This window comes from Streptomyces sp. NPDC020299 (assembly GCF_044387825.1).
In the GTDB taxonomy this organism is placed as follows: domain Bacteria; phylum Actinomycetota; class Actinomycetes; order Streptomycetales; family Streptomycetaceae; genus Streptomyces.
Window position 1 is genome coordinate 141,183 of sequence record NZ_JBIRWL010000006.1, and the last position, 14,360, is coordinate 155,542.

At 73.4% G+C, this 14,360-nt stretch carries 10 protein-coding genes and 1 tRNA gene; 5 read left to right on the forward strand and 6 right to left on the reverse strand.

What is annotated here, in order from left to right; all coding sequences use genetic code 11:
* Nucleotides 1-48 precede the first annotated feature (48 nt).
* Both ACH45E_RS17455 and ACH45E_RS17460 read right to left on the reverse strand, forming a co-directional pair.
* On the reverse strand, nt 49-1,392 hold the full coding sequence (locus ACH45E_RS17455) for a M1 family metallopeptidase (RefSeq protein ID WP_361440631.1): 1,344 nt from the start codon (nt 1,390-1,392) through the stop codon (nt 49-51).
* Nucleotides 1,393-1,466: 74 nt separating this feature from the next.
* Nucleotides 1,467-5,333, reverse strand: coding sequence for a Pls/PosA family non-ribosomal peptide synthetase (locus tag ACH45E_RS17460; RefSeq protein WP_361440634.1), 3,867 nt, complete (start codon nt 5,331-5,333; stop codon nt 1,467-1,469).
* Nucleotides 5,334-5,620: 287 nt separating this feature from the next.
* On the opposite strand from ACH45E_RS17460, the gene ACH45E_RS17465 reads away from it, so the two are divergent.
* Nucleotides 5,621-6,736 (forward strand): NADAR family protein, encoded by a 1,116-nt coding sequence (locus ACH45E_RS17465; protein ID WP_361440637.1) that lies wholly within the window; start codon nt 5,621-5,623, stop codon nt 6,734-6,736.
* 35 nt (nt 6,737-6,771) lie between these two features.
* Here ACH45E_RS17465 and ACH45E_RS17470 read toward each other — a convergent pair.
* A tRNA-Leu gene (locus tag ACH45E_RS17470) sits at nt 6,772-6,859 on the reverse strand.
* A gap of 198 nt (nt 6,860-7,057) precedes the next feature.
* Here ACH45E_RS17470 and ACH45E_RS17475 point away from each other — a divergent pair.
* The 3 genes from ACH45E_RS17475 (at nt 7,058) to ACH45E_RS17485 (ending at nt 9,946) form a co-directional block, all read left to right on the forward strand.
* On the forward strand, nt 7,058-8,383 hold the full coding sequence (locus ACH45E_RS17475) for a M20/M25/M40 family metallo-hydrolase (protein ID WP_361440640.1): 1,326 nt from the start codon (nt 7,058-7,060) through the stop codon (nt 8,381-8,383).
* Nucleotides 8,384-8,529: 146 nt separating this feature from the next.
* A complete protein-coding gene (gene chpH, locus ACH45E_RS17480) occupies nt 8,530-8,763 on the forward strand; it encodes a chaplin ChpH (protein WP_320773918.1) in 234 nt (77 codons plus the stop codon).
* Nucleotides 8,764-8,878: 115 nt separating this feature from the next.
* Nucleotides 8,879-9,946 (forward strand): chaplin, encoded by a 1,068-nt coding sequence (locus ACH45E_RS17485; RefSeq protein WP_361440644.1) that lies wholly within the window; start codon nt 8,879-8,881, stop codon nt 9,944-9,946.
* A gap of 81 nt (nt 9,947-10,027) precedes the next feature.
* Here the strand turns inward: ACH45E_RS17485 and ACH45E_RS17490 are convergent, their stop codons facing one another.
* Nucleotides 10,028-10,216, reverse strand: coding sequence for a DUF5703 family protein (locus tag ACH45E_RS17490; RefSeq protein WP_361440647.1), 189 nt, complete (start codon nt 10,214-10,216; stop codon nt 10,028-10,030).
* 47 nt (nt 10,217-10,263) lie between these two features.
* On the opposite strand from ACH45E_RS17490, the gene ACH45E_RS17495 reads away from it, so the two are divergent.
* Entirely contained in the window at nt 10,264-10,974 is a 711-nt protein-coding gene (locus ACH45E_RS17495; RefSeq protein WP_361440650.1) for a hypothetical protein, read from the forward strand.
* A gap of 54 nt (nt 10,975-11,028) precedes the next feature.
* Here the strand turns inward: ACH45E_RS17495 and ACH45E_RS17500 are convergent, their stop codons facing one another.
* The gene (locus ACH45E_RS17500) at nt 11,029-13,380 is read right to left on the reverse strand and encodes a helix-hairpin-helix domain-containing protein (protein ID WP_361440653.1); all 2,352 of its coding nucleotides are present in this window, start codon (nt 13,378-13,380) and stop codon (nt 11,029-11,031) included.
* Nucleotides 13,377-14,360 (reverse strand): aldo/keto reductase, encoded by a 984-nt coding sequence (locus ACH45E_RS17505; protein WP_361440656.1) that lies wholly within the window; start codon nt 14,358-14,360, stop codon nt 13,377-13,379. The genes ACH45E_RS17500 and ACH45E_RS17505 overlap by 4 nt, the downstream gene beginning before the upstream one ends.

The following is a 14,360-nucleotide window of genomic DNA, read 5'->3' on the forward strand; positions in this document are numbered from 1 at the left end:
AGCACCCGTCAGCACCCTTCAGCACCCGTCAGCACCCTTCAGCACATCTCAGACGGCGACCCGTGCGTCGGGCCGGGGCAGCGGCGGCAGCCGGGTCTCGTGCAGCCAGGCGGTGAACAGATCGTGCAGCGGCTCGTCCGCGAACCGCGCGGCGTGTGCGGTGAATACCGCCGTCGACGCGGAACCGCCGCGGTGCAGCCGCGTCCACTCGCGCAGCATCCGGAAGAACGCCTCGTCACCCAGCGCACAGCGCACCGCGTGCACGGCGAGGCCGCCGCGCTCGTAGAGCCGGTCATCGAACATCAGCTTGCGCCCCGGGTCGGCGAGCCGCAGGTCCTGCGGCAGTGAGGACAGCAACCGGTGTGCGGAAGAGGCGTGTTGGTGGGCGCTGCGGCCGCCCGAACGCTCCGACCACAGCCACTCCGCGTACTTGGCGAAGCCCTCGTTCAGCCAGATGTGCCGCCAGTCGGCGATGGACACGCTGTTGCCGAACCACTGGTGCGCCAGCTCGTGCGCCACCAGCCGCTCCGAACCCCGCGCCCCGTCCACGTGGTTGGCGCCGAACAGCGACAACCCCTGTGCCTCGACGGGCACATCGAGCTCCTCCTCCGTGACCACCACGGCGTACTCGTCGAAGGGATACGGGCCGAACAGCTCCTCGAACAGCTCCATCATCGCGGGCTGGCGGGCGAAGTCCCGGGAGAAGTGGGGCAGCAGCTGCGCCGGTATGTGCCCGTGCTGCGGGACGCCCCCCGGGCCCGGGTCGCCGAGCAGCACCGTCTGGTACTTGCCCATCGCCAGCCCGACGAGATAACTGGACGTGGGCGCGGACTGCTCGTACACCCACGTGGTCGTCGAGGCCTTCGTCGTACGGGTCAGCAGACGCCCGCCCGCGACCACCGCGTACGCCGACGGCGTGGTGATCGAGATCTGGTACGACGCCTTGTCGGAGGGCCGGTCGTTGCACGGGTACCAGGACGGCGCGCCCACCGGCTGGCTCGCCACCAGCGCCCCGTCCTCCAGCTCCTCCCAGCCGATCCCGCCCCAGGGGCTGGTGACCGGCTTGGGGTTGCCCGACCACTGCACCTCGACCGTGAACGCGGCCCCGGCACGGACCGGCTTCGCGGGACGCACACGCAGCCGGCCGGCCCGGCGCGTGTAGTGCGGCTGGCGGCCGTCCACCCGGACCCGGCCCACCCGGAAGTCGGCCAGGTTCAGCTGGAACTCGGTGAGCGGCGAACGCCCCGCGATGGCGTTGATACGGGCCGTGCCCGACAGCCGGTTCGGACCCGGGCGGTAGTCCAGCGTGAGCTCGTAGCGGTGCACCCGGTACCGGAAGTCACCGTTGTCCGGGAAGTACGGGTCCTGCCCCGCCGACTGCTGAACCGCCACCGCTGTTTCCGCTCCCTGCGCCGCGCTGCCACTCCGTGCCGGTACCTCGCTCACCGGTCCCGAGTGGCCCGCGTTCAGGGACGCCATGCCTCGATCGGGTTGCCGAGCCAGCGGGTGCCGTCCGGAACGGACTCCGCGGCCATGACGAGCGACGCGGGACCCAGCGTCGTACGGGCCCCGACCGTGCTGCCGGGCAGCACGATCCCGCCAGGGCCCAGCGTCGCGCCCTCACGGAGGACCACAGTATCCGTCCGCAAGATCCGGTCGTGGAAGAGGTGCGTCTGCAGCACACAGCCACGGTTCACGGTGGCCGCGTCCTCCAGGGTCACCAGGTCGGACTCGGGCAGCCAGTAGCTCTCCACCCACACACCGCGCCCGATCCGAGCGCCCAGCCCGCGCAGCCACGCCGTCATCACCGGCGTACCCGGCACCGAACCGGCCAGCCACGGCACGGCCACCACCTCGACGAAGGTGTCCGCCAGCTCGTTACGCCACACGAAGCCGCTCCACAGCGGGTGCTCCCCGCTGCGGTGCCGGCCCACGAGCAGCCACTTCGCGACGACCGACACGAGCCCGGCCGCCGCACCCGCCGCGAGCAGCATCAGCCCGGACAGCAGCGGAGCCCAGCCGCCCAGCAGGCACAGCGCCGCCACCGTCAGCACGGCCAGCGCCGCCGAGCACAGCACCGGCACGATCCGGCACAGCTCCACCAGACCCCGCGCCCACAGCAGCCGGGCCGGCGGGTCGTACGTACGGCTCTGGTCGCCGTCGCTCGCGCTGCGCGGCAGCTTCACCGGCGGCAGCCCCAGGTAGGAGCTGCCCTTCTTCGCCTTCTTCGGGGTCGCCGACAGCACCCCCACCAGCCCGCCGTCCGGCACGGACCGGCCCGGCGCGGTCATCCCGGAGTTCCCCAGGAAGGCCCGCCGCCCGATCTCCGCGCGCCCGATCCGCAGCCAGCCGCCGCCCAGCTCGTACGGCGCGGTCAGCGTGTCGTCGGCCAGGAACGCGCCCTCGCCGACGGTGGTCAGGCTCGGCAGCGCGAGCACCGTCGACACCTCGGCGCCCCGCCCGATCCGCATCCCGAGCAGCCGCAGCCACACCGGCGTGACCAGCCCGGCGTACAGCGGGAACAGCGTCTCCCGGGACCGGTCCATCAGCTGCGTGACGGTCCACGCCTGCCAGCCGATCCGGCCGTGCGTCGGATACGTGCCCTCGCGCAGGCCCAGGCTCAGCAGCCGCACGCAGACGAGGATCAGCAGCGCGTACGCCAGCCCGAAGGCGAGCGTGGCCGGGACCAGCGCGAGCGCCGCACCCCGCAGGGCCGCGCCGAGACCGGCGCCGGGCGCCACGAACAGCGTGGCCACGGCGAGCGCGGCGGCACCCGCGACCACCGGCAGCAGGGACAGCGCGGCACCGGAGACGCCGTACATGAACCGCCAGAAGGCTCCACGCCGGGGCCGGTCCTTCGGCCAGTTCCGCTTGGCCTTGCCGAGCTTCACGGCGGGCGCGCCCGCCCAGCGCTGACCGGTCGGAATCTGGCCGGTGACGGCCGAACCGGGCGCCACCTCGGCCCGCTTGCCGACCCGAGCGCCCGGGAAGAGCATGCTGCGGGTACCGACGACGGCGTGCGCGCCGACCCTCACCGGGCCGATCTCCAGGCGGTCGCCGTCCAGCCAGTACCCGGACAGATCGACCTCGGACTCCACGGCCGCGCCCCGGCCCAGCTTGAGCATGCCGGTGACCGGCGGCAGCGAGTGCAGGTCGACGTCCTGCCCGACCTTGGCGCCCAGCGCCCGCGCGTACCGCTGCAGCCAGGACCCGGTCAGCGAGGTCGCCCCGCTGAACTCGGCCAGCCGCTCGGCGGTCCACAGCCGCAGATGCACCCCGCCACCGCGCGCGTAGCGCCCGGGCCGCACACCGCGCAGCAGCAGCCGCGCCCCGCCCGCGGCGATCGCCAGCCGGCCGGGCGGGCTGAACAGCAGGACGGCACCGGCCGCGACCAGCCACCACGGGGCGGTCGGCAGCCAGGAGTATCCGGGCAGCAGATCGCCCAGCGCGGTCAGCGCCACCGTCCAGCGCAGCCCCAGCAGCGTGAACAGCGGCACGAGCAGCAGCAGCTGGATCACCTTGGCCCGCGTCGGCACCGGGGCGACGGTGCGGCGGGCGCCGTCGTCCTGCGCGGACTTCTCCAGGCGGCGGGCCAGCTTGCGCAGGGTGGGCTGCTGGTAGAGGTCGAGGACGGCGGCGCTCGGGTAGCGGGTGCGCAGCCGGGTCGTGAGCTGGGCGGCGGCCAGGCTGCTGCCGCCCATCGCGAAGAAGTCGTCCGAGGCGCTGGTCACCGGGATGCCGAGGACCTCCGTCCACTGCTCGGCGAGCCAGGCCTCGGTGCCGTAGAGCTGCTCGGCCGGACCGCCGGTCTCCAGGCCCTCCAGCGGCCAGGGCAGCGCGCCCCGGTCCACCTTGCCGCTGGTCCGGGTGGGCAGGTCCGCGACCGGCGCGAGCAACGGGACCAGCGCCGCGGGCAGCTCGGCGCGCAGCTTCTCGACGGCCGCCGCGTGGTCCCAGCCCTCCTGGGTGACGACGTAGCCCACCAGGAGCTGGTTGCCGCTGCGGGCGGTGCGCACGGCGGCGGCCGCCCCCGCGACCCCGGGCAGCGCCTGGAGGGAGGCGTCCACCTCGCCGAGCTCGATGCGCCGCCCGCCGAGCTTGATCTGCTCGTCGGCCCGCCCGAGGAACACCAGCCCCTCGGGGTCGGCCTTGACCAGGTCACCGCTGCGGTACGCCCGCTCCCAGCCCAGCGACTCCAGCGGCGCGTACTTCTCCGCGTCCTTCTCGGAGTCGAGATACCGGGCGAGCCCCACCCCGCCGATCACCAGCTGTCCGCTGCCGCCCATCGGCACCGGCTCCCCAGCCTCGTCGACGACCGCCAGCTCCCAGCCGTCCAGCGGCAGCCCGATCCGGACCGGCTCCTCGCCCGACATCAGCGAGGCGCAGGCGACGACGGTCGCCTCGGTGGGCCCGTACGTGTTCCAGACCTCGCGCCCCTCCGTCACCAGCCGCTGCACCAGCTCGGGCGGGCAGGCCTCACCGCCGAAGATCAGTAGCCGTACGTCGTTCAGTGTCTCCGGCTCCCACAGGGCCGCCAGCGTCGGCACCGTCGAGACGACGGTGATCTCCTGCTCGACCAGCCAAGGCCCGAGGTCGGCACCGCTGCGGACCTGCGACCGGGGCACCGGGACCAGACAGGCCCCGTACCGCCACGCCAGCCACATCTCCTCGCACGACGCGTCGAAGGCCACCGAAAGCCCCGCCATGACCCGGTCGCCGGGCCCGATCGGCTCCTCCGTGAGGAACAGCGCGGCCTCGGCGTCCACGAAAGCGGCGGCGCTGCGGTGGGTGACGGCGACGCCCTTGGGCTTGCCGGTGGAGCCGGAGGTGAAGATGATCCACGCGTCGTGCCCGACGCCCGGCCGGGCGGCCGGGACGTCACCGCGGCCGGTGACCGCCAGCTCGTGCCCGGCCCCGACGACGGCCCGCACCTGAGCCTCCCCGAACACCAACTCGGCCCGCTCGTCCGGGTCCTCGGCGTCCACGGGAACATAGGCGGCACCCGCGGCGAGCACGGCGAGGATCGCGACGTACAGATCGTTGGTGCCGGACGGGACCCGGACACCCACCCGGTCACCGCGGCCGACCCCGGCGGCGGCCAGCCGGCGCCGCAACCGCTCGACATCCGCGGCCAGTTCACGGTAGGTGAGCTGCGTCGTGCCGTCGTCCAGGGCGAGTTCGTCCGGGTACGACCGCACGGACGCGTCGAAGATGTCCACGAGCGTGCGCGGGGAGGCCGCCTGGCCCCCGGAGAAGCGTGCCGTGTCGCCGAACCGTTCGCGGATCTCTTCGTCGAGCAGGCCAAGAGCATTGCTCTCGTGTATGGCTGCCATCGGTCCTCGCGTCTCGATCCCGGAAGCCTCCGGGGCGCTGGCGGGCCCGCAGGTCTGCCTGGGGTTGTCCGGCTCCAGCTCCGTAACAAGCCGGAAATATTAGTACGACGGTAGACTTCGGGCCTGTTCACGGCCACTCGGGTGGGCTGTTCGGGGGATGCGTGAGGGCCGGCCGGAAGCCGGTGACCTGGCGGTCTTCGGACGGGACGAGAGATGGCCCACACGGGGCGTCCGGGACCGCGGAATTCCCGTCGCGCGGCCCGGGAACGGACCACGACAATGACGCGATGATCGGCAGACGCATCACCTATCGCACGGCGGACGGCAAGCGAGTACCCGGGACCTGGCGACATGCCTTCATCCGCAATTTCGACTACCACCTCACCGACTTGTTCATCTACGCGGACGGACTCGTCGACTGCTGGGGCCTGGTGACCCTCGAGGAGTTCGAGGAGAAGCTGCGCAGCGGCTGGGTCGCCACCGAACTCCCCGAAGGCGCCCGGGCGTCCGGGCACGAGCTGGCCGCCTGGAGGTTCAGCGATCCGCAGACCTGGCTGACCCCCGAACTGCTGCTCGCCGAGATACGCGACACCATCGACCAGCTCAACGGCCGCCCGGATTCGACGGATCGGTGCCTCGCGGCCGTCGACGCGTTCCTGGCCGACCGGACCGAGGAGAAGCGGGCCGCGGCACGGGCCGCCTACCTCGCCATCCCCGAGACGCGGCGGCACTACGCGCTCGGGGACATGGACCGCAAGGACCAGCCGCTCCAGGCTCTGGTGGCTGGGCCCGGCGGGCGCATGGAATGGCCCGACGCCGTGGTCACGCGGGAGCTGTACGACGAAGCGGTCGCCTACTTCGAGGACCGGGCGAAATGGATCGCCGAACGGCCCTCACGCGTCCCGGCGGACGGACCCGCGACCCCGGTCGCCCCCGCGATCCACCTCTACCAGAGCTACCCGGTGAAGGCATCGGACGATCCGGGTGTCAAAGCCCTCCGCAACGACTACCCCGCACCGGTCGACATCGAGGGTGTCACCTATCCCTCCGTCGCCCACGCCTACTGGGCCCTGTCGACCGACGACACCGAAGCACGCGCGGCGATCACCGAGGCCGACACCTCGTTCACCGCCAAGGACCTGGCGTCCCGCGCCGGCCGGAGCGACGGCTGGGAGCAGGCCCGCACGGCCGTGATGGCCGGCCTGCTGCGGGCCAAGTACACCCAGCACCCCGCCTTGGCCCGGATCCTCCTGGCCACGGACGACGCGACCCTCGTCTACGACGACAGTGACTCCGGCTTCTGGGGCGACAACGCCGGCCGCGGCCGGAACTGGACCGGCCGCCTGCTCGAACTCGTCCGCTCGGAACTGCACGCCGCGCGGATGGCCGCGCCACAGCCCTGACACGCGAAAGACCCCTGCTCAGCAGGGGTCTCAGCTGGTGTCCGAGGGGGGACTTGAACCCCCACGCCCGATAAAGGGCACTAGCACCTCAAGCTAGCGCGTCTGCCATTCCGCCACCCGGACAAGGTGTCTGTCGTGCGGGGTTTCCCCGCGGCGACGAGGGAAACATTACCAGGCTTTCAGGGGTGGCCGATCACACCCCGTCCCCGGTCGCGCCGGGCGTGAACGGCGTGTGACGGGCCGGGACCGCTCTTGGGGCCGCGCCGGGCGGGGAGGCAGGATGAGGAGGACCGACCAGCAGGCACAGCGGGAGGAAGCAGCGTGAGCGAGACGGACACGGCCAAGGCCGTCACCGGCGAGGACGAGGTCGTGGACCTCTGCCGCGAGCTGATCCAGATCGACACCAGCAACTACGGAGACCACTCGGGCCCGGGCGAGCGCAGGGCCGCCGAGTACGTCGCCGAGAAGCTCGCCGAGGTGGGGCTGGACCCGAAGATCTACGAGTCGCACCCCGGGCGGGCCTCGACGGTGGCCCGCATCCAGGGCGAGGATCCGTCCCGGCCCGCGCTGCTGATCCACGGGCACCTGGACGTCGTACCGGCCAACGCCACCGACTGGACCCACGACCCCTTTTCCGGGGAGGTCGCCGACGGATGCGTGTGGGGGCGCGGCGCCGTCGACATGAAGGACATGGACGCGATGACGCTGGCGGTCGTGCGCGACCGGCTGCGCAGCGGGCGCCGGCCTCCCCGGGACATCGTGCTGGCCTTCCTCGCGGACGAGGAGGCGGGCGGCAGGTTCGGGGCGCGGTGGCTCGTCGACAACCACCCCGACCTCTTCGAGGGCGTCACCGAGGCGATCAGCGAGGTCGGCGGGTTCTCGTTCACGGTCAGCGAGCAGCGGCGGCTGTACATGATCCAGACCGCCGAGAAGGGCCTCCACTGGATGAAGCTGACCGTGGCCGGCACCGCAGGGCACGGCTCGATGATCCACCGTGACAACGCGATCACCGAGCTGACGGAGGCCGTGGCGCGCCTGGGCCGGCACACGTTCCCGGTGCGGGTCACCAAGACCACCCGGGCCTTCCTCGACGAACTCGGCGACGCGCTCGGCACCGAGCTGGACCCGGAGGACATGGAGTCCACGCTCGCCCGGCTCGGCAGCATCGCCAAGCTGATCGGCGCGAGCCTGCGCAACACGGCCAACCCCACGCAGCTGGGCGCCGGGTACAAGGTCAACGTCATTCCGGGCGAGGCCACCGCGGGCGTCGACGGACGCTTCCTGCCGGGGTACGAGAAGGAGTTCCTCGCCGACCTCGACCGGATCCTCGGGCCGAAGGTGAAGCGGGAGGACGTGCACGCCGACAAGGCCGTCGAGACCAGCTTCGACGGGGCGATCGTCGAGGCCATGCAGTCCGCGCTGCTGGCCGAGGACCCGGCCGCCAAGGCGATCCCGTTCATGCTCTCCGCCGGCACGGACGCCAAGTCCTTCGACGACCTCGGCATCCGGGGCTTCGGCTTCGTGCCGCTGAAGCTGCCGCCGGAGCTGGACTTCGCGGGCATGTTCCACGGCGTGGACGAGCGGGTGCCGGTGGACGGGCTGAAGTTCGGCGTGCGGGTGCTGGACCGGTTCATCGACGCGTCGTGAGGCAATGGGCCCGGCTATTCGGGCGCCCGTGCGAGATCGACTGAGAAGAGTGAATGCGACCATAAGCTCGTAGCTCCATTACTCCCTCCTCGTTACAGGTAATGCGATCAGCAACACGGGATCGCTTTTGCCAACAAGGAGGAATAATGCTCAAGAAGGTCGTCGCTGCTGCGGCTGCCACCGGTGGTCTGGTTCTCGCGGGCGCGGGTCTGGCCGTCGCCGACTCGGGTGCTCAGGGTGCCGCCGTGCACTCCCCGGGTGTCGTGTCCGGCAACGTCGTCCAGGTGCCGGTGCACGTCCCGGTGAACGTGTGCGGCAACACGGTTAACGTGATCGGGCTCCTGAACCCCGCCTTCGGCAACACCTGCATCAACAAGTGACGTCGTCTCTCTGAGGGACGTCCGTACGGTCGGCCCCGGAGCGCGCGCCATGCGCTCCGGGGCCGACCGGTCTTTTCGTGAAATGCAGGATGTGAAGGCAGGGGGGAATTCAGTAATGCGACAGGGCACCCGTAAGGGCCTGATGACCGTGGCGGCCGCGACCGGCGTCATCGCCGCGGCGAGTGGCTACGCCCACGCGGACGCGGGCGCGAGCGGCTCCGCGTCCCACTCGCCGGGCGTACTGTCCGGCAACACCGTCCAGGCGCCGGTGCACGCGCCGGTGAACGTCTGCGGCAACACCGTGAACGTCGTCGGGCTGCTCAACCCCGCGATGGGCAACCACTGCGTCAACCACGGCGGTTCCGGCGGCGCTCACGCGAGCGGACACACCGGCGGCTCGCCGGGCGTACTGTCCGGCAACACCGTGCAGGCGCCGATCGACGCGCCGGTGAACGCGTGCGGCAACAGCGTCGACGTCGTGGGGGCGTTCAACCCGGCGGTGGGCAACCACTGCGCCGACCACGGCGGCTACGGTCACGGCGGCTCCGGCGGTTCTCACGCGGGCGGTCACACCGGGGGCTCGCCCGGTGTCGGCTCGGGCAACCATGTCCAGGCGCCGGTCGACGCCCCCGTGAACGTGTGCGGCAACAGCGTCAACGTCATCGGCGCCGGCAACGCCACCGCGGGCAACGACTGTGCCAACGGCGGGAGCCACGGTGGCGGCCACGGGACCCCTCCGGGAGGTGGCGGCGGTACGACTCCGCCGGGGCAGCCGGGGCAGCCGGGGCAGCCGGGGCAGCCGGGGCAGCCGGGGCAGCCGGGAAACCCGGGGCAGCCGGGAAACCCGGGGCAGCCGGGAAACCCGGGGCAGCCGGGAAACCCGGGCCAGCCGGGCCAGCCGGGAAACCCAGGCCAGCCGGGCCAGCCGGGAAACCCAGGCCAGCCGGGCCAGCCGGGAAACCCGGGACACCCGGGCACCCCGGGACAGCCCGGTCACCCCGGGGCACCGGGCGGCTCCTCGCACGTCGGCCAGCAGGGTGGACGTACCCCCGCCCAGCCGTCGGACGCCGCGCAGCTCGCCCACACCGGCGGCGACCTGCCGCTGGGCATCGCCCTGCCCGCGGGCGCGGGCATGCTGCTCGCGGGTGCGGTGCTCTACCGCAAGGCGCGGGCCTCGGCGTGACGCACGTCCGGTGACCCCACCGGCCGGGAAACGGAGCGGGCCCCGTCGATGCGGGGCCCGCTCCGTCTCAGTCGCCCTGCCTCACCACGTGGCGCGCACCTGGCGGATGATCCGCCGGCGCAACCGCACCTTGCGGCTGCCGTCGCGCAGCAGGCTCAGTCGGTCCAACTCCCAGTTCCCGTACTCGGCATGGTCCGTCAGCAGGCGTGTCGCCTCCTTGCGGGAGACCCCGCGAGGCACGTACACGTCGACAAATTCGTATTCCGGCATCGCATCTATTGTGCGGGCTGGGGCCCGGTACGGATAGCGTCTGCACTATGTCTGATGCTGCGCAGCCCACCGCTGCCGAGGTACGCGCCGCCGCCGAGGCGGTCAAGACCGCGCTCGACCGCCACCTGGCGGCGGTCGAACGCAGGTCGGGTGAGGACGACCCGGCCGTCTACGAGGCGTTCAACCAGCTGGCGGCGGCCGCCGAGGCGTACGACGAGCTGCTTTACGACCGCTACGACGAGGTCACCCCCTTCGAGATCCCCGCCGCGGAGGACTCGCTGCCGCCGTACACGGGCCCCGAGGAGCCGAACGCGATCAGCGTGCTGATCCGCCGTGACTACGCCGTCGCGGAACCCCAGCGGCTGCAGGCGCAGGCCCAGCGGGTCGAGGCGGCGGACTACGACGACGGCATGGATGCCTCCAGCACCGTCCACGGCGCGCTGGGCGTCCTGTTCGGCGAGTTCGAACCGGACGAGATCGCCTCCCGTCACAAGGAGTTCGGCCTGGAGGAGGGCGACTCCACGCTCTGGGTCACCGCCGCCGACGAACCCGCCGAGCCCGGCGAGTGGCTCGAGGCACCCTTCGAGCAGATCGATCCGCAGCGGGTGGTCTGCCGGTTCGACGTCAGCGCGGTGTTCGACGAGGAGACGGACGACGACCACGACGACGCCGACGACAACGACGAGGCCGACGACTTCGAGGACGCCCTCGACCTCGACGGGGACGAGGACCTCGAACCCCTGGACGCCGAACGCTGACCCGGGCGGCGGTGCCGTACGGCCCTCGGGCCGGTCCGGCACCGCCCCGACCGCTCAGTCCGCCGCCGGGACCTGCGTTCTCAGCAGCACCGGCAGCCGCGTCGTCCGCGGCTTGGCCGGGATCTCGGCGACGGCCCTGGGCAGCGCCTGCTCGACGCCGTGCACCACGGACAGATGCCGGCTCGCCCGGCCGAAGGCCGTGTACACCCACGGCCGGCTGAGGGCCTGGGCGGCGTCGCCGGGCAGCACGACGACCACCGCGGGCCACCGCACACCGACCGCCTGGTGCGCGGTCAGCGCCCACCCGTGCCGCACGGACTGCTCCACCCGTTCCCTCGGTACGACGACGGGGGCGCCCGCGCACGACAGGTGCAGGCCGTCGGCGTCGGCCTGCACCACGTGGCCGGGCAGCGTTCGGCCCGGGGCGGGGGAGTAGGCGATCCGGTCGCCCGGGTCGAAGCCGCCGAAGCGGCCGGGGCCCGGGTTGAGCCGCTCCTTGAGCGCCGTGTTCAGCGCCCGGGTGCCCGCTGCGCCCGAGTGGCCCGGGGTGATCACCACTGTCTGCTCGGGCGGTACCCCGATGGCCCGGGGCACGGAGTCCGCGACCAGCTGCACGGCCCGGTGCACGGCCTCGCCCGCGTCCCGGACCGGCACGATGACGATCTCCTTGCCGGGCGCCTCGACCTGGTTCAGCTCGCCGACGCCGACGCCGGAGACCAGCTCGCCGAGCGGGCCCGGGTCGGGGACGCGGGAGGCGACCTGCGGGCACACGCGCGCGGCGAGCAGATCGGCGAAGACCCGGCCGGGCCCGGCCGACCACAGCACCCCCGGGTCCCCGGTGAGCACGAGGCGGGCCCCGTCGGGCAGCGACTCCACGATCATCGCCGCGCTCTCCACATCGAGCTGCGGGGCGTCCAGCATGATCAGCAGATCCAGGTCCAGGCTGCCCTCGGCGTCCCGGCCGGGTCCCTCGGCACCGGCCAGCAGACCGGGAACGGTGACGACGGACTCGACGCCCTCTCCCTCGTCCCCGGCGTCGAGCAGGGCCGCGAACCGGTGCCGTCCGTCCGGCGTGTGGCAGGCCGCCACGGCCCGCAGCCCGGCCGCCCGGGCCGCGGTCAGCAGGGCCGCCGGTTCGGCGCGCGCAGCCTCACCGCCCGTGTGCAGCACCAGCCCGTGCCCGGCGACAGCCCGCACCAGCTCCGCGGCGCCGCCGGACGCGGCCACCGCCTGCCACTCCTCGGCGGCCTCCTTGGGCAGCGAGTTGACCAGACGGGCCAGACCGTCGGCGAGGCTCTCCTCGGCGAGCGCGTACCGCTCCAGGCCGACGAGCACGCGCACCGGCCGCTGCTCGTCGCTCTCCTCCCCGTCCTCGCCCTCCACCGGCCGGGCCGGGGCGCCGGGCTCCTCCAACGCGTCCTGGAAGACCAGGGCCTCGCCCTCCGCGAGTGCGCTCTGCACGGCCGCGTCCGGATCGGGCACACCCTGCCGGCCCAGCGCGTCGGTGAGCGCGGGCAGTTCCAGGGCGGTGTGTCCGGCCAGGGCCGCCTGCTCCAGCAGCCAGCCGGTCACCGCACGGCCCCGCCGCTCGTCGTCCGGCCCGCACTCCGCGCCGAGCAGCGCCCGGGCGAATCCGTCGGCCTGCTCGGGACGCACCCCGGCGACCCGCAGCAGCTGCCAGGGGTCCTCGCGCAGCACGGCATCGGCAGCCTCGCCGAGAGCCGCGGCGACCTGCGGCGCGAGCGCCTCGGGTGCGCCACCCTCGGCGAGCACGCCCCGTACGGCCGCGACGGCGTCCGCCGCGGGACCGGCGGCGGCCGGGGCGGCCTGCGGACGCCGCACGGGCTCCGGGGCCGGCCGCCGCGGCGCCGGCGCCGGCTCGCCGAACACGGTGGCCGCGGGCTTCTCGCCGCCCTCCACCGCCCGCACGGCCGCCAGCAACTCGGCGGCCTTCCCACTGAGCTTGCCCCCGCCGGCGACCGGCCCCGCCTTCTCGGCCTTCCGCCGCGCGATCCGCTCCCGCTCAACCCGCTGCGCCGCCAACTCGGCCTCGGCCTCGGACACCTCGGGAGCGGCGTCCCCGCCTTCCCCGCCCGACTCAGCCGGCCCTTGGGCCTCGGCTGCGGACGCGTCGCCCTCGCCGGCCGGCTCGCCCGGGCCGGCCCCATGGGCGTCTTCGGCAGCTTCGCCGGGCGCGGTCTCACCGGCCGCCTCGTCCGCTCGTCCGGCGGTCAGGGCGGTTTCCGCGCCCTCCCCGACCGGCTCACCCCGGCCCGCCGGGCCGGTCTCACCTGCCGTACCGGCCGCGGTGCCCGCGGCGCCCGTTCCTCCGGTGGGCCCGGCGGTCTTCCCGGCCCCTCCCGCCGATCCGTCGGAGATCGCCGTGGTCTCAGGGTCCGTGCTCACAGCGTGCTCCAGTCGTGATCGGGATAGCGGTGCACGGGCGCCGACACGTCGTCGAGCGCCCGGCAGATCTCGTCAGGAAGACTAAGGGCCTCCACTGACAACGCGGCCGTGAGCTGCTGCGCGGTGCGCGCGCCGACGATCGGGGCGGCCACGCCCGGCCGGTCGCGGACCCAGGCGAGGGCGACCTGGAGCGGGGTCACCGCGAGCCCGTCCGCCGCCGTGGTCACCGCCTCCACGATGCGGGTCGCCGTGTCGTCGAGGTACGGCGCGACGAACGGCGCCAGGTGCTCCGAGGCGCCCCGCGAGTCCGCGGGAGTGGAGTTGCGGTACTTGCCCGTCAGCACCCCCCGCCCGAGCGGCGAGGACGGCAGCAGCCCCACACCGAGGTCCAGCGCGGCCGGCAGCACCTCGCGCTCGACTCCGCGCTGGAGCAGCGAGTACTCCAGCTGCGTGGCCGCCAGCCGGGTCCGCGTCCCCGGCGCCGCGAGCTGCCAGGTCGCCGCCTTCGCCAGTTGCCAGCCGCAGAAGTTGGAGACGCCCACGTAGCGGGCGCGCCCACTGCTCACCGCCAGGTCCAGAGCCTGGAGCGTCTCCTCCAGCGGAGTCTCCGGGTCGAAGGCGTGGACGTGCCACAGGTCGACGTAGTCCGTGCCGAGGCGGGCCAGGGAGGCGTCGAGCGCGGCGAGCAGGTGACCGCGCGAGCCGTCGAAACGGCGGTCGGGGTCGGGCACGCTCCCCGCCTTCGTCGAGATGACCAGGTCGCGGCGCGGCACGAGCCCTTCCATGAGCTGCCCGAGCAGATACTCGGCCTCGCCGGCGCCGTACACGTCCGCGGTGTCGACGAGGGTCCCGCCCGCCTCCCAGAACGCCTTCAGCATGTCCGCGGCGTCGTGCTCGTCGGTGTCCCGGCCCCAGGTGAGGGTGCCCAGCCCGATCCGGGACACGCGCAGGCCGGTACGGCCCAGATGCCTCTGCTCCAT

Excerpts from the sequence above, each read along its gene's own strand:
- ACH45E_RS17460 (WP_361440634.1), bottom strand. The coding sequence starts at position 5,333 with ATGGCAGCCATACACGAGAGCAATGCTCTTGGCCTGCTCGACGAAGAG.
- ACH45E_RS17465 (WP_361440637.1), top strand. The coding sequence starts at position 5,621 with ATGATCGGCAGACGCATCACCTATCGCACGGCGGACGGCAAGCGAGTA.
- chpH (WP_320773918.1), top strand. The coding sequence starts at position 8,530 with ATGCTCAAGAAGGTCGTCGCTGCTGCGGCTGCCACCGGTGGTCTGGTT.
- ACH45E_RS17485 (WP_361440644.1), top strand. The coding sequence starts at position 8,879 with ATGCGACAGGGCACCCGTAAGGGCCTGATGACCGTGGCGGCCGCGACC.
- ACH45E_RS17490 (WP_361440647.1), bottom strand. The coding sequence starts at position 10,216 with ATGCCGGAATACGAATTTGTCGACGTGTACGTGCCTCGCGGGGTCTCC.
- ACH45E_RS17495 (WP_361440650.1), top strand. The coding sequence starts at position 10,264 with ATGTCTGATGCTGCGCAGCCCACCGCTGCCGAGGTACGCGCCGCCGCC.
- ACH45E_RS17505 (WP_361440656.1), bottom strand. The coding sequence starts at position 14,360 with ATGGAGCAGAGGCATCTGGGCCGTACCGGCCTGCGCGTGTCCCGGATC.